The 15,602-nt window shown below is 53.3% G+C and carries 15 protein-coding genes; 6 read left to right on the forward strand and 9 right to left on the reverse strand.

Annotation, left to right across the window (positions count from 1 at the left end; genetic code table 11):
- Positions 1–68: 68 nt before the first annotated feature.
- From fabG to LPB67_RS07700, 6 genes are all read right to left on the reverse strand, one after another.
- Positions 69–821, reverse strand: a complete 753-nt coding sequence (fabG, locus tag LPB67_RS07675) for a 3-oxoacyl-ACP reductase FabG (RefSeq protein WP_262836531.1) — start codon at positions 819–821, stop codon at positions 69–71.
- A complete protein-coding gene (gene fabD, locus LPB67_RS07680; protein ID WP_262836532.1) occupies positions 818–1,759 on the reverse strand; it encodes an ACP S-malonyltransferase in 942 nt (313 codons plus the stop codon). The genes fabG and fabD overlap by 4 nt, the downstream gene beginning before the upstream one ends.
- Positions 1,760–1,852: 93 nt before the next feature.
- On the reverse strand, positions 1,853–2,839 hold the full coding sequence (locus tag LPB67_RS07685) for a beta-ketoacyl-ACP synthase III (protein WP_262836533.1): 987 nt from the start codon (positions 2,837–2,839) through the stop codon (positions 1,853–1,855).
- Complete coding sequence (plsX, locus tag LPB67_RS07690) at positions 2,836–3,912, reverse strand: phosphate acyltransferase PlsX (RefSeq protein WP_262836534.1); 1,077 nt, start codon at positions 3,910–3,912, stop codon at positions 2,836–2,838. The genes LPB67_RS07685 and plsX overlap by 4 nt, the downstream gene beginning before the upstream one ends.
- A 215-nt stretch (positions 3,913–4,127) precedes the next feature.
- Entirely contained in the window at positions 4,128–4,310 is a 183-nt protein-coding gene (gene rpmF, locus LPB67_RS07695) for a 50S ribosomal protein L32 (RefSeq protein WP_186945318.1), read from the reverse strand.
- A gap of 121 nt (positions 4,311–4,431) precedes the next feature.
- Positions 4,432–4,962 carry a YceD family protein gene (locus LPB67_RS07700; protein WP_262836535.1) on the reverse strand — a complete coding sequence of 177 codons (531 nt, stop codon included), beginning with the start codon at positions 4,960–4,962 and terminating at the stop codon, positions 4,432–4,434.
- A gap of 158 nt (positions 4,963–5,120) precedes the next feature.
- Between LPB67_RS07700 and LPB67_RS07705 the strand changes: the two genes are divergently transcribed.
- The 3 genes from LPB67_RS07705 (at position 5,121) to LPB67_RS07715 (ending at position 7,895) form a co-directional block, all read left to right on the forward strand.
- Complete coding sequence (locus LPB67_RS07705; protein ID WP_262836537.1) at positions 5,121–5,729, forward strand: Maf-like protein; 609 nt, start codon at positions 5,121–5,123, stop codon at positions 5,727–5,729.
- 121 nt (positions 5,730–5,850) lie between these two features.
- Positions 5,851–6,603 carry an SAM-dependent methyltransferase gene (locus tag LPB67_RS07710; RefSeq protein ID WP_262836538.1) on the forward strand — a complete coding sequence of 251 codons (753 nt, stop codon included), beginning with the start codon at positions 5,851–5,853 and terminating at the stop codon, positions 6,601–6,603.
- Between the two features lie 131 nt (positions 6,604–6,734).
- Positions 6,735–7,895: an iron-containing alcohol dehydrogenase gene (locus LPB67_RS07715; RefSeq protein WP_262836539.1), complete on the forward strand. Its 1,161-nt coding sequence runs from the start codon at positions 6,735–6,737 to the stop codon at positions 7,893–7,895.
- A gap of 140 nt (positions 7,896–8,035) precedes the next feature.
- Here LPB67_RS07715 and LPB67_RS07720 read toward each other — a convergent pair whose 3' ends face one another.
- From LPB67_RS07720 to ispD, 3 genes are all read right to left on the reverse strand, one after another.
- Positions 8,036–8,308: a DUF4404 family protein gene (locus LPB67_RS07720; protein ID WP_262836540.1), complete on the reverse strand. Its 273-nt coding sequence runs from the start codon at positions 8,306–8,308 to the stop codon at positions 8,036–8,038.
- A 41-nt stretch (positions 8,309–8,349) separates the two neighbouring features.
- A complete protein-coding gene (gene ispF / locus LPB67_RS07725; protein WP_262836541.1) occupies positions 8,350–8,898 on the reverse strand; it encodes a 2-C-methyl-D-erythritol 2,4-cyclodiphosphate synthase in 549 nt (182 codons plus the stop codon).
- 146 nt (positions 8,899–9,044) lie between these two features.
- Positions 9,045–9,788, reverse strand: coding sequence for a 2-C-methyl-D-erythritol 4-phosphate cytidylyltransferase (gene ispD / locus LPB67_RS07730; protein ID WP_262836542.1), 744 nt, complete (start codon positions 9,786–9,788; stop codon positions 9,045–9,047).
- 145 nt (positions 9,789–9,933) lie between these two features.
- Between ispD and mfd the strand changes: the two genes are divergently transcribed.
- The 3 genes from mfd to LPB67_RS07745 all read left to right on the forward strand — a co-directional run bounded on the left by mfd (position 9,934) and on the right by LPB67_RS07745 (position 15,540).
- The gene (gene mfd, locus LPB67_RS07735; RefSeq protein ID WP_262836543.1) at positions 9,934–13,356 is read left to right on the forward strand and encodes a transcription-repair coupling factor; all 3,423 of its coding nucleotides are present in this window, start codon (positions 9,934–9,936) and stop codon (positions 13,354–13,356) included.
- A 33-nt stretch (positions 13,357–13,389) separates the two neighbouring features.
- Positions 13,390–14,259 carry a phosphoserine phosphatase SerB gene (gene serB / locus LPB67_RS07740; RefSeq protein WP_262836544.1) on the forward strand — a complete coding sequence of 290 codons (870 nt, stop codon included), beginning with the start codon at positions 13,390–13,392 and terminating at the stop codon, positions 14,257–14,259.
- Between the two features lie 213 nt (positions 14,260–14,472).
- Positions 14,473–15,540: a phosphotransferase gene (locus LPB67_RS07745; RefSeq protein WP_262836545.1), complete on the forward strand. Its 1,068-nt coding sequence runs from the start codon at positions 14,473–14,475 to the stop codon at positions 15,538–15,540.
- Positions 15,541–15,602 lie beyond the last annotated feature (62 nt).

Genomic DNA, 15,602 nt, shown 5'->3' on the forward strand with positions numbered 1-15,602 from the left:
TAAGGATTTTACCAGCACATCTCCGTCTAATTCCGTCGATTGTTGCGATAAATATCAATAAAATCATTTTAACCTAAATACATACCACCATTCACATGGAGCGTAGTACCGGTAATATAGCCCGCATCAGGCGATGCAAGGAACAAAGTTGCAGCGGCAATATCCTCAGGCTGGCCTAATCTTGCGAGTGGAATCTGCTGCAAAATCGCAGTTTTCTGGTCTTCCGTCAGTGCTTTTGTCATGTCGGTATCGATAAAACCGGGTGCCACGCAATTGACGGTGATATTGCGGCTACCGATTTCACGCGCCAAGGCGCGACTCATGCCGGCCACGCCGGCCTTGGCTGCGGCGTAATTCATTTGACCTGGATTGCCGGAGGAGCCGACTACCGAAGTAATATTAATGATGCGGCCATGTTTGGCTTTCATCATGCCGCGCAAAACAGCACGCGACAGACGTCCGACAGAACTCAGATTGGTGGAAATCACGCTATCCCACTCCTCTTCTTTCATACGCATGGCCAACTGATCTTGCGTGATACCCGCATTATTGACCAGTATAGATAAGCTGCCGAACTCTTTTTGAATCTCTTCGACCAGAGAAGTGCAACGGGCGACGTCATTGACGTTGAAGGCGACGCCCTTGCCGGCATCCGGACCAAGCTCTGCCAGATACTCAGAGATCGCCGCAGCCCCGGATTCAGAAGTTGCCGTGCCGATCACCCGGGCCCCTGCCCTGGCGAGTGCGATCGCAATGGCTTTACCGATACCACGTGAAGCGCCCGTCACCAGGGCGACCTGATTTGCTAATTGTTGAGTCATGTCAGAATTTCCATTACTTTTTCTAAAGATGCCTGATCAAACAGGGCATCACCAATCAATTCAGCGTCAATCCGTTTGGTCAAACCCGCCAATACCTTGCCGGGGCCGCATTCGATCACGTGCGTGACGCCGCTGCCGCCAATTTTTTGCACGGTCTCGACCCAGCGCACAGGACTGGCTGCCTGCCGCACCAAAGCGTCTTTAATTGCCGCAACCTCATTCACAATCGCGACGTCGACGTTATTAATCAAAGGAATCGCCGGTGCATTGAAAGTCAGACTCGCCATGTAGTCACGCAGCTTATCTGACGCCGGTTTTAGCAGAGATGAGTGAAAAGGCGCAGATACCGGCAAAGGCAAGGCACGCTTCGCGCCCTTGGCCTTTGCAATCTCGCAGGCACGCTCCACTGCGGCCTTAGAACCGGCAATCACGACTTGCGCAGGCGCATTGAAATTGACCGCCTCAACGACTTCCCCGGCATGCCCCGAAACAGCTTCAGCGCATGCAGCGATGACGTCCGCATCGGACAAGCCAAGAATCGCCGCCATGCCGCCCTGCCCGACTGGCACGGCAGTTTGCATGGCTTCAGCACGAAAACGCACCAAAGGCACCGCATCCCTGAAATTGATCACGCCAGCAGCAACCAGGGCCGAATATTCACCCAAGCTATGGCCGGCGACCAGGGCAGGCACAGCGCCGCCAGCCGCAATCCAAGCGCGGTAGCTGGCAACCGCCGCAGTCAGCATGACAGGTTGCGTATTCGTGGTTAAATCCAATGATTCTTTCGGCCCTTCGGCAATCAATTTACCGAGATCGATTTGCAAAGCGTCAGACGCTTCTGCCACTGTTTGCTGCACGATGCTGTTATCAGCAAAGCCGTTCAACATGCCGATGGCTTGCGAACCCTGGCCAGGAAAAACAAACGCAAATTGAGTCATAAATCTTGTTTGATAGAGAAAATAATTAAGGAAATGAAAGAAGTTAAGGCGTAAGCGAGAAAAACTATCGGCGTGAGCCAATTGACTCCTCAATTACATCTTGATAATCGCTGCACCCCAGGTAAAACCGCCGCCTACGCCTTCAATCATAATCGTCTGTCCCGGCTTGACGCGACCGTCCCTGACCGCAACGTCCAAAGCCAGCGGAATCGATGCCGCCGACGTATTGCCATGCTGATCGACGGTCACGACTACTTTCTCCATCGGCATGCGCATTTTCTTGGCAGTGCTTTGCATGATGCGGATATTCGCCTGATGCGGGATCAGCCAGTCAATTTGCGAAGCTTCCATGTTTGCGATTTCCAGGGCTTCGTGTGCGACTTTTTCCAGCAATGAGACCGCGAGTTTAAACACGGCCTGACCATCCATATATAAAAATGCGTTACCGGTAATCGCGCCGGAACTCACGTTGCCAGGGACGCACAAGATGTTCGCATAACTGCCATCCGCATGCAGCTTGGTCGCCAATACGCCGGGCTCGGTTGAGCGCGCCAGGACAACCGCGCCGGCGCCATCGCCAAACAGGACGCAGGTGGTACGGTCTTCAAAATTCAGAATACGGGAAAACACTTCGGCACCGATCACCAGCACATTCTTGTGCGCGCCGGATTTGATCATGCTGTCTGCCATGGCAATCGCGTACATAAAGCCGCTGCAGACTGCCTGCACGTCGACTGCTGCCGCACCGTTCGTAATACCCAGCTTATTTTGCACGACACAAGCAGTGCTTGGAAAGCCGCCGAGAAAATCCGGTGTCGATGTCGCCAAAATAATCAGATCGATATCGTTAGGCTGTATCTTGGCGGCATCCAGCGCACGCTTCGATGCCTCCACTGCCAGGTCACTCGAAGTCACATCTGCCGCTGCATAATGACGCGCCGAAATACCGCTGCGCGAAAAAATCCATTCGTCTGAGGTTTCTATGCCTTTTGCAGCCAGTTGATCCGTCAATTCCTGATTGCTTACCTTGTTGGGTGGCAGATAGCTGCCGGTGCCGATAATTTTACTGAAGAAAGTCATGCGGTTTTCTGTACCATAGTTGCATTGAGTTCATCCGGCAGCGCCTCTGTCGCAGGCATCAGTTCTGCCATGGATGTGGAAATACGAGACAATACATCATTTTTTGCGGCATCGAATGCGCGCTGTATCGCCCATTCATAACTGTACTTATCGGCACTGCCGTGGCTCTTGAATACCAGGCCGCGCAAGCCCAATAAGCTGCCGCCATTGTAGTTCGATGGGTTCATGGTGCGGGAGATCGATTTCAGCGCACTGCGCGCAATCAGGGCGCCCAGCATATTCAGGGGATTGCTCTTGAAGGCATCGGTCAAAGTCGTTTTAACAAACCGCCCCATACCTTCCGCTGCTTTCAGCGTGACATTGCCGACAAAACCATCGCACACGACGATATCGGTGGTGCCCTTGAAAATATCGTTACCTTCCACATTGCCGTAAAAATTCAGCAGCCCGCGCTCGTGATCGGCGCGCAGCAGTTGTGCGGTTTTTTTGACGACATCATTACCCTTGATATCTTCTTCGCCGACATTCAACAAGCCAATAGTCGGCCTGGATTTACCCTCTAATGCCGACACCAGGGCCGAACCCATGATCGCAAACTGATGCAAATGCAGCGGTTCGCAATCGACATTCGCCCCCAGGTCCAGCATGTAAGTCGGTTTATTTTTTTGATTCGGCAGCATGCTGCAAATCGCCGGCCTATCTACGCCCTGCATGGTCTTCAGCACATAGCGCGATACCGCCATCAGGGCACCCGTATTACCGGCAGATACGCAAACCTGCGCATTGCCTTCCTTGACTTGATTCAAGGCGACACGCATGGAGGAGTCTTTTTTACGGCGCAAGGCGATTTCAATAGGATCGTCCATCTCTACTACCTCAGTCGCATTCAGGATAGAGAGACGCGGATGATTGAGCGCCCGGTTTTTTTTCAGTTCTGCCTGAATGTGTGATTCAAGCCCTACCAGAATAAATTCAGCATCGGGTTCGCGCTTAGCAAACGATACTGCCGCTGCAACTGTGACTGCCGGTCCGTGATCTCCGCCCATGCAGTCAATGGAAATTTTTATTGTCATGTAGTGATACTAAACTTCATCCCGAAGCAGCTATCTTATCAAGATTGAGATAGTCAGGTCGCACTATTTCTTTCAGGGATTAATAAAAATACACCGGAAAGAGGGATTTTATGATGTCGGAACGGGAGAATATTTCTATTCAAAAATATTTCCCCCATAAAAAAAGCGGCGCCAAGTACAAGACTCGTTACGCCGCTTTGCTATCTAAGAAGAGATTACTCGTCGTTCTTAGTTTTCAATACTTTACGACCACGGTAAAAGCCGTTTGGGCTGATGTGGTGACGCATATGCGTTTCGCCAGTTGTTGGCTCGATACCCAATTGCGGCGCAACCAGGAAATCGTGTGAACGGTGCATACCGCGCTTGGATGGTGATTTTTTGTTTTGCTGAACGGCCATGATAACTCCTAATACTTCAAAAAATGTTTCTAAAATTTAACACACTTGTTTGTACGAATTAATTAACAAACAAGAATCCCTAACAATACTTCGACCTGAGTGTTTTTTCAGAATAATGCCACTAGGTACGCCCATTTATCTTCTTCAGCACAGCGAATGGCGACACTTTTTTGCTCGCTTCTGCCGATGGTTCTACATTAATCGCTGACACCGTCGAATCTAAGGATACATCCGGGCATACTGCATGTTTGGGCGATTGGGGTATTTCTAACAGCGCCTCATCCTCTATCAAATCGATGACATTGAATGTCTTGCTGCCTACAACTACATCAACCTCGTCATTATCCAATAAAACCTCTATTTCATCGGCTTTAGCTTCATCTTTGGCGAGAATTAATACGGATTCCGAGTCCAGCTCAAACGCAAACGGTGTCAGGCAACGCTGGCACATCAATTGAATTTCGCCACGTACAGCCAACGTAAGCTGAGGATGGCCAAGCTGATCCTTGCCGCCTATCAGTGACCATGCGAGAGCGCCTTGCTGGGTGGCGCTTTCTTCGGAAAGACGAGGCAAATCTGCAATTAAAACACTGCCTTCACGGTGCTCATTGAGCTGGCAAAACGAGAAAGCGTCGATCACAATTGCTTGCATAGGATTATTTGAACCCAGAAAACCTGCGATAATAACAGGATTGCCCCCTGCAAGTCAAAGCCCGCAAACAATTATTGTGATTTTGTCGGCAATGTTTTATGAATGGCGGGTATTTTACGTCATACTCTTGCCGAATTCACTAGCAAATTCCCCATCCCATGCCCATCAACACAGCTCAACCTCGTCTGATTTTAGCATCCAGTTCGGTTTATCGCCGTGAATTATTATCCAGATTGCAATTAGCTTTTGATTGCATGTCGCCTGACATTGACGAGCAAGCCTTGCCGGATGAGGCACCGGAACAGACTGCGCTACGGCTGGCAAAACAAAAAGCCGCAGCAATCGCCGAATCCACGCCCGGCGCACTGGTGATAGGCTCGGACCAGGTGGCGACACTCGACGGACAGCAAATCGGCAAGCCCGGCAACCACGCCAACGCCCTGAAGCAATTGCAAACCATGCGCGGTCGTCAAGTCGTATTCCATACCGCCCTCTGCCTGCTGGATGCCCGCAAGCCCGACCTATGGACAACGCAACTGGAAGATGTCACAACGACTGTGCAGTTTCGCGATCTTAGCGATGCAGAACTGGATGCCTATCTACGTATCGAACAACCCTATGATTGCGCTGGCAGCGCGAAAAACGAGGGGCTGGGCATCGCGATTATCGAAAAAATCGACAGCAGCGATCCGACCGCACTGACCGGTCTGCCGCTGATCGCCTTAACCGGCATGCTACGCAAGGCAGGCGTCAGTTTTTTTAAATAAGCAGGCTCAATTCTTCTCATTCAATGAGATAAATCAGGGAGTATCCTCACAAGCACTCTTAATCCGCATGATTGACGTACGTAATAGCTCAATAATTTCACATACCTAACCCAGTATATTTATGTCCGGCACACTTTATCTGATCCCGAATACCTTAGGTTGCGCAGAAGACCAGCAACACACGCTTTTGCAAAGCATCATTCCCGACACCGTACAGCAGATGACGGCCAAGCTCAGCCATTTCGTCGTTGAGAATGCCAAAACTACCCGCGCCTACCTGAAAATGCTGGGCCAGCAGCATCCTCTCGCCAAGCCGTTGCAAGAGATCACGATGAGCGAACTCAATGTCAACACCCCGGCTGCCGCACTCGAAGGCTTGCTGGCACCCTTGCTGGCGGGTCACGATGTCGGTCTGATTTCAGAAGCAGGCGTACCGGCAGTCGCCGATCCCGGCGCCAATCTAGTCCGACTGGCTCATCAGCGCGGCATTGCCGTGCGTCCGCTAGTCGGCCCGTCATCCCTGCTACTCGCCTTGATGGCAAGCGGCCTGAACGGCCAGAGTTTCGCTTTTCACGGCTATCTGCCGACCGACGCGACACTACGCGCCAAACGAATCAAAGAGCTTGAAGAGCGCTCCCGCAAAGAGCAGCAAACCCAGTTACTGATAGAAACCCCGTATCGCAATGCCGCAATGCTGGATGCTTTAGCCGGCACCTGCCATCCGGGCACACTGATTTGCGTGGCGACCGACCTGAGCCTGAGTAGCGAAGTGATTTCCACCCGAACCGCGGCCGAATGGAAAGCTAAAATTCACGCAAACCAGGCGCCGGATTTTCATAAAAAACCCAGCGTATTTTTATTTCTCGCCCAATAGCTGTCCGCAAAAAAAGAACGTCCGATCACAAAACAGGAAATTGCGCTAGGATAGCGGCCAGACAAGCTGTCCGGACATAGCCCCAACTGGCATGAAAACGAATCCGGATAAACCAATCCAAGGAGATATGCATGTTGAATTTCGATTTTTATAATCCCACCCAAATCATGTTTGGCAAAGGTCGTATCGCCGACCTCGACAAAGTCATTCCCGCCGGCGCCAAAGTGCTGGTGCTCTACGGCGGCGGCAGCATCAAGCAAAATGGCGTGTTCGATCAGGTCATGAGTGCGCTCGGCGCACGCAGCATCACTGAATTCAGCGGCATCGAACCCAATCCCAGCTACGAAACCCTGATGCAAGCGGTCGAGTCGGTGAAGAAAAACCAGATCGATTTCCTGCTCGCAGTCGGTGGCGGCTCCGTGATTGACGGCACCAAATTCGTCGCCGCGGCAAGTTTGTTTGACGGCGCAGACTCTTGGGCGATTCTGGAAAAAGGCGGCAGGAATGTCACCCAGGCATTGCCTTTCGGCAGCGTGCTGACCTTGCCGGCCACCGGTTCAGAAATGAATAACGGCGGCGTTGTTACCCGCAAATCGATCAAGGCCAAGATGGCATTCTCCAGCCGCCACTGTTTCCCGAAATTTTCGATACTCGATCCGACTACTACCTTCACGCTGCCGATGCGCCAGGTCGGCAACGGCGCGGTCGACGCTTACGTGCATGTGATGGAGCAATACATGACCTATCCGGTCAATTCGCCGGTGCAGGATCGCTTTGCCGAAGGCCTGTTAAAAACCCTGATCGAAGAAGGTCCGAAAGCCCTCTCGAATCCGGCCGATTACGATATCCGTGCGAACCTGATGTGGTGCGCGACCATGGCCTTGAACGGCGTGATTTCCACAGGCGTGCCGCAAGACTGGGCGACCCACATGATCGGCCATGAGCTGACCGCATTGCACGGTATCGACCATGCGCAAACCCTGGCGATCGTCTTGCCTAGCATGCTGAGAATCCGCAAAGAAGGCAAGCGCGCCAAGCTGCTGCAATACGCCGAACGCGTCTGGGATCTGCGCGATGGCAGCGAAGACAGCCGCATCGATCAGGCAATCAATATGACCCAGGATTTCTTCGAGCAAATGGGCGTCAAAACCCGCCTCGGCGATTATCAGCTGAATGCCGACCACATTCCGCCGATTCTTGCTGCACTGGAAACCCACCGCATGGTGGCGATTGGTGAAAAACGCGATGTGACGCTGGATGTAAGCCGCCAGGTGCTGGAACTCAGCCTGTAACTTAGCTATAACTTAGTAGTGGCTTTCGTCCGCAACTCAGCTTAGACCATCGCCCACGAAAAAGCCCGCAATCACGCGGGCTTTTTTTCAACGATGCTCAGTATGAATGTGAATGGCAGAAACAGAAGCCATCGGATGAATTACACGCCGATCTTCTCCAGCATGCCGCCCAGTTCGCGCAGGACCGGTTCCAGCTTTGGATGTCGCGCCGCAAATTGCGCCGATAAGGCTTGGGAACGCTCACTCAAGGCCGTAAAAATCGGATCGCCGGCCGTATCATCGCGGCTCAATACCTGCACGATATCTTTATCGAGCGCCTCCAGCAAGGAACGCAATTCCACATCCACGCTATCCGCATCTTGCAAACCCTCATGCAATTGCTTTAACAGGTCTTTTAAATTTTGCTTATCCATCGCGGCACTCCTTGGTCTTTGATATGTTCAGTGTAGCCCTGTCATGCACGAAACACCAGCACTACCGCCTCGGCAGCAATGCCCTCTTCCCGCCCCAGGTAGCCAAGCCGCTCATTGGTCTTTGCCTTGACATTGACTTGCCCGGGAGCGACTTGCAGATCGGCGGCGATGTGCGCCACCATGCCGGGAATATGCGGCGCCATCTTCGGCGCTTGCGCAATGATGGTCGCATCCAGATTGCCGACCTTGTAACCGGCCTGGTGCAAACGCGCCACCGCCTCCCGCAGCAATACGCGCGAATCGGCGCCCGCAAATTGTTTGTCGGTATCGGGAAAATGGCGTCCGATATCGCCCAAGGCCACCGATCCGAACAAGGCATCGGTAATCGCATGCAACAGCACATCGGCATCCGAATGGCCGAGCAATCCGGTGGTATGCGGAATATCGACGCCACCGATAATCAGTTTGCGACCAGCCGCCAGTGCGTGGCAATCGTAACCCTGACCTATGCGAAATGGCGGGCAATTGTTGGCGGCATTCGAGGATGGATTGATATCGTCGCGGGTATCAGCTTGCTTATCAGTATTCATAAGATATCAACATAACAATATGTAAGGTTAAATCGGCACAGGCCGCAGTATTTTTGCAAATTTATTGGGGAGTATGCACAATAACAAGCATTTAGTGGCTTATATCATATGTGGATACAATTGATACTCTGTCCCAGTATATGATTTTACCCAGAGGTTTTAGATAAATACGATTGCACCAGGGCGAGGTCGCTCGGCAAGGTCACCTTCAGATTGCGCGGATGCCCTTCCACCATCAAGGGCTCATGTCCCGCTGCCTCCATCGCGCTAGATTCGTCGGTGACTTCACCTGCCGCATCCAGCGCCGCACTCAATGCCGCGTGACGAAACATCTGCGGCGTTTGCGCCAGCCACAAACCATCGCGCGCGATGGTTGCGACCTTGCCCTCAGTTACCCGCTTCACGGTATCCACCACTGGCAGCGCCAATAGGCCGCCGCTGGCATGTTCACCGACTTGTGCAATCAGTTGCGCAATCATCTCCGGCGTCAAACCGGGTCGCGCTGCGTCGTGCACCAGGATCCAATCGTCGGGATCGACTGCCGCCTGCAGTGATGCCAGGCCATTGCGCACCGTCTCACGCCGGGTCGCACTGCCACAACGCAGGATGCTGAGCTTCTTGTCCACCTTATTGCCCACCTTATTGCCAACATCGCCCAGACCTTGCAATGCGTCTTCCACATACACGTCGTACGCGCTGACCACCACATACACATGCTGGATCAAGGGCGATGCCAGAAACGCCTGCACCGCATAGCGCAGAATCGACTCACCATGAATCGTCAAATACTGTTTTGGCGTAGCCCCACCCATCCGCGCACCGACCCCGGCGGCGGGAATCAAGGCGAAATATTTTTTGCGGGTCAGATCGGTTTGTAAAGAGCTGGTCATGAAAGCGCTGTGTTCCTCAAAAGCAAAGGCGGCATCGTTTATAATTGGTGTTCATTTTAACCGCCAAATCATGGCTGCGATGTGCATTTGCAAGCGCTTTTGCAGCCCACATAGCTCTACCCAACCGCGACCGACCCACTCAGCAATGGCATTTGATCTCGTTAAAGCGCTACCCAAACCCGGTAATCGTTTCGTACTTCCCGCCTTACATGGCTCTGCCGACGCGTACGTCCTGTCGCTCGCGGCAATCGCGCTGAAGGCGCAGCAACGCATGCTGAGCATCGTGGTGGCGAATCCGGCCGATGCGCAGCGCCTGCTAGATGAAATTCCCTGGTTTGCACCGGAACTGCGCTGCCATTTGCTGCCGGATTGGGAAACCCTGCCATACGACGCGTTTTCACCGCATCAGGATCTGGTCTCCGAGCGTCTATCGACCCTATATGAGATTCAAAACGGCAATTGCGATGTGCTGCTGGTACCAGCAACCACCGCCCTGGTACGGATGGCCCCGCCCTCGTTTTTAGCGGCCTATACCTTCTTCTTCAAACAAGGCGAGACGCTGGATGAAACCAGGCTCAAGACCCAATTAACCCTGGCCGGCTACACCCATGTTTCGCAAGTCATGTCGCCGGGCGAATATTCGGTGCGCGGCGGCCTGATCGATTTATTCCCGATGGGATCGGTGCTGCCGTATCGCCTGGATTTGTTCGGCGATAGTATCGAAACCATCCGCACCTTCGACGCCGATACCCAGCGTTCGCTATATCCGGTCAAGGAAGTGCGTCTGCTGCCGGGCCGCGAATTCCCTATGGATGATGCTGCGCGCACTGCATTTCGCGGGCGCTGGCGCGAGACTTTTGAAGGCGATCCCTCGCGCTCTACGGTCTACAAAGACATCGGCAGCGGCATTGCGTCTGCCGGGATCGAATATTATTTGCCGCTGTTTTTTGATGAAAGTGCGACGCTGTTCGACTACCTGCCGGCCAACAGCCATTTCACTCTGATCGGCGACATCGATGAAGCGATTCAGCGTTTTTGGGTCGATACCCGTTCCCGTTACCAGTTTCTAAAGTCGGATCGCGAGCGTCCGGTGTTGCCGCCGGAATCGATTTTCTTGCGGGATGAGGATTTTTTCACAGAGATGAAGTCGCAAGCCCGCTGGATTATTCAGCGCGACGGTCTGGTATCGGAAATCTCCAGTTTTTTACCGGACGTCGCAGTCAATCGTCGCGCGGACGATCCGCTCACCAATTTGCGCAGCTTTTTGCTGCAAACCGATAAGCGCGTATTGATCTGCGCCGAAACCCTGGGCCGCCGTGAGACGCTGCAGCAATATTTTAACGAATACAACATCGCGTTAACGCTATGCGAAGGCTATGCCGACTTCCTCACCGCCAGCGACAAGCTGATGCTGGGCGTGGCACCGCTGCACGCCGGTTGCGTCCTGGCAGATGGCATCGTCTTTATTACCGAAGCCGAGTTATACGCCGGATCAGGTAAACGCATCGGCCGCAAAAAACAGGAAGCCGTCACGCAGGTCGAGCACATGGTGCGCGATTTGTCCGAGCTTAAAATCGGCGACCCTGTAGTGCACAGCAATCATGGCATCGGCCGCTATATGGGCCTGATCAGCATGGATCTAGGAGAAGGCGAAACCGAATTCCTGCATCTGGAATACGCCAAAGACACCAAGCTGTATGTGCCCGTCTCGCAATTGCATGTCATCTCGCGCTACTCCGGCGCCTCGCCCGACGATGCGCCGTTGCACAGTCTGGGTTCCGGCCAGTGGGAAAAAGCCAAGCGCAAAGCCGCCCAGCAAATCCGCGACAGCGCAGCTGAATTGCTGAATCTGTACGCCCGCCGTGCCTTGCGCCAGGGCCATGCGTTTGAATATTCGACACGCGATTACGAAACCTTTGCCGACAGTTTCGGCTTTGAAGAAACCGTCGATCAGGCTGCCGCGATCACCGCCGTGATCGGCGATATGACATCCGGCAAACCGATGGATCGCCTGATCTGCGGCGATGTCGGTTTCGGCAAGACCGAAGTCGCCCTGCGCGCCGCCTTTGTCGCGGTCATGGGCGGCAAACAGGTCGCCATCCTCGCGCCCACCACGCTGCTGGCGGAACAGCATGCGCAGACTTTTGCCGATCGTTTCGCCCATTGGCCGGTCAGGATCGCTGAATTATCGCGCTTCCGTTCCGGCAAAGAAATCACGCAAGCGATCAAAGGCATGGGGGACGGCACTCTAGATATCGTGATCGGTACCCATAAATTATTATCCGGTGATGTGAAGTTCTCACGCCTCGGTCTGGTCATCATCGACGAAGAACATCGTTTCGGGGTACGCCAAAAAGAAGCGCTGAAATCCCTTCGTGCCGAGGTCGACGTACTGACGCTGACGGCAACGCCGATCCCGCGTACGCTAGGCATGGCGCTGGAAGGTTTGCGCGACTTCTCCATCATTGCGACCGCACCGCAAAAACGTCTGGCGATCAAAACCTTCGTGCGCAGCGAGAATGAATCTGTGATTCGCGAAGCCTGCCTGCGCGAGTTAAAACGCGGCGGCCAGGTGTACTTCCTGCACAACGAAGTCGATACCATCCAGAACCGTAAAGCCATGCTGGAAGCGCTATTGCCCGAAGCGCGCATCGTGGTCGCCCACGGCCAGATGCATGAGCGCGATCTGGAAAAAGTCATGCGCGATTTCGTCGCCCAACGCCATAATATTTTGTTGTGCACCACGATTATCGAAACCGGCATCGACGTCCCGACGGCGAATACCATCATCATGCACAGGGCCGATAAATTCGGCCTGGCACAGTTGCATCAATTGCGCGGCCGGGTCGGTCGTTCGCATCATCAGGCGTATGCGTATTTATTGGTCAATGATGTGCAAACCCTGACCAAACAAGCCGATCGACGCCTCGAAGCGATCCAGCAGATGGAAGAATTAGGCAGCGGCTTCTACCTGGCGATGCACGATCTGGAGATCCGCGGCGCCGGTGAAGTATTGGGCGACAATCAATCCGGCGAAATGCATGAGATCGGCTTCCAGTTGTACTCGGATATGCTGAACGAAGCGGTGCGCTCGCTGAAAAATGGCAAAGAACCCGATCTGGCAGCGCCGTTATCGACCACCACAGAAATCAATCTGCACATCCCTGCGCTGTTGCCCAACGATTTCTGCGGCGATGTGCACGAGCGCCTGTCTATCTACAAACGCCTGGCGAATTGCAGCAAGCAAGAGGCGATTGATGATTTGCAGGAAGAGATGATCGACCGTTTTGGCAAATTGCCGGAACCTGTTAAAACCCTGCTGGAAACACATAGGCTACGGGTAGCAGCCAAGCCTCTGGGCATCATCAAAATTGATGCGCATACCGAAGCGGCGACTTTACAATTCGAGCCTAAACCGCCTATCGATGCGATGCGCATCATCGAACTGGTGCAAAAGAACAAGCACATCAAGTTAAACGGTCAGGACAAATTGCGCATCACTGCGAATATGCCGGATCTGGCGGCGCGGGTAACGCAAATCAAAGCCGCCTTGCGCGCACTACATTAAATATTGATCGATCCACATCCAAGCAAAATAAAAATGCACTTAACTATTCAAGGCCTGAGGCAAATCCTGACAACCGACCTGACGCTGATCAAACATGTCGCCAGTCTGACGCAAGCAGAAAAAATGATTGCGATCACGCCGCAAGCAGTGCGTCTGGAAAATCTGCGCTGCGGAAAAGAAGCCGCAATCCAGCTCAAAGCGCAAATCGAAGCCGATTGTCTGGCGGCGCATCTGGATATCACCCTGAGCGAATCCCCACGGACATTGGCGGATTTCAAGCTGGTCGCGATGGACATGGATTCCACCCTGATCACCATCGAATGCATCGATGAAATCGCCGATATGCAAGGCCTGAAACCGCAGGTCTCCGCAATCACCGAAGCCGCCATGCGTGGCGAGATCGAGTTTCAAGAAAGCCTGGCCCGCCGCGTCGCCCTGCTGAAAGGCCTGGATGCAGCGGCGCTGCAAAAAGTCTACGAGGAACGCGTGCGCCTGTCGCCCGGCGCGGAGAATATGCTAAAGGCCGTGCAGCAGGCAGGCTTAAAAACGCTGCTGGTATCCGGCGGCTTCACCTTCTTCACCGATCGGATGAAGACCCGCTGCAATCTCGACTACACCCACGCCAATGTGCTGGAAATTGAGCAGGGTAAACTCACCGGCAAAGTCGTCGGCGGCATCGTCGATGCACTGGAAAAACAACGCACAGTTGAGCGGGTCGCAGCAGAACTCGGGATTGCTACCAAACAAGTCATCGTCATGGGCGATGGTGCCAATGACCTCAAGATGATGGGTATCTCAGGCCTGTCAGTCGCCTTCCGCGCCAAACCGGTCGTCAGGGCGCAAGCCGATGTGGCATTGAATTTTGTCGGCCTGGACGGGGTGCTGAATGTCTTGCATCCATAGAGAGACAGGCAAATAAATTGACAAGCAATACCAAAACCCATCTGCGCTCGCTGATGGGTTTTTTTATGGAACATGAGATATTTTCACTCCTTTTAAAAAATAGTACGGACGTACGATTTTTTAAGATAAAATAGTTTGATAACATGCCTCGGAGCAGTTCTGAACCCACTCAGGCAAACCAAAATCACGCTAAAGCGATCGACAGGAGACATAATGTTTGAAGAATTCATGGGCACCATGCCGGTGGCCGACCGTCAAAAATTTGAGATTGGCGCGCTTGCCGCTTACATGCATCAGCATGTAGAAGGCTTTGACACCAAAGCTGCCGACACCATGACCGTCGAGCAATTCAAAGGCGGCCAGTCGAATCCCACTTTTAAAATCACTGCAGGCCATCAGCGTTATGTGATGCGCGCCAAACCCGGCCCGGTCGCCAAGCTCTTGCCGTCGGCGCATGCGATAGAACGTGAATTCAAAGTCATGGATGCCTTGAACAAAGCAGGCTTCCCGGCAGCCAGGCAATACGCCCTGTGCGCCGATGAAGACGTGATTGGGCGCGCCTTCTACATCATGGAATTTGTCGATGGCCGCGTGCTTTGGGACCAATCGCTGCCAGGCATGACGCCGCCGCAGCGCGCCGAAATTTATGATGAGATGAATCGCGTCATCTCGCAATTACATACGATGGATTACGCCGCAATCGGGCTGGCAGATTACGGCCGGCCCGGCAACTATTTCGCCCGCCAGATCGACCGCTGGACCAAGCAATATAAAGCCTCCGAGACCGAAAAGATCGACGCCATGGATAACCTGATCGCATGGTTGCCGCATAACATTCCCCCTGGCGACGACACCAGCATCGTGCATGGCGACTATCGCCTCGACAATATGATGTTCCACCCGACCGAGCCGCGTATCCTGGCCGTATTGGATTGGGAATTATCAACCCTAGGTCATCCGCTCGCTGACTTTTCGTACCATTGCATGAGCTGGCATGTGACGGCAGGTCAATTCCGCGGCATCAAAGGCCTGGATCACAAAGCACTCGGCATCCCGAGCGAACAGGAGTACATCGCCAAATACTGCGAACGCACCGGCAAAACCATACGCCAGGAAGATTTCAGTTTCTACCTCGCCTACAACATGTTCCGTATGGCCGGTATTTTGCAAGGCATCATGAAACGTTACGTCGATGGCACCGCATCCAGCGCACAAGCGAAAAAATCAGGTGAAGCAGCGCGTCCAATGGCCGAGTTGGGCTGGAGTTATGTCAGCAAATAGTCAATAAGTAGCCTCCACGAAGACGCAAAAAACACAGAGGCATGGAAGAATCACTAAAGAAC

The sequence above is a fragment of the Undibacterium sp. Jales W-56 genome, from assembly GCF_025548535.1.
Classification (GTDB): domain Bacteria; phylum Pseudomonadota; class Gammaproteobacteria; order Burkholderiales; family Burkholderiaceae_D; genus Undibacterium.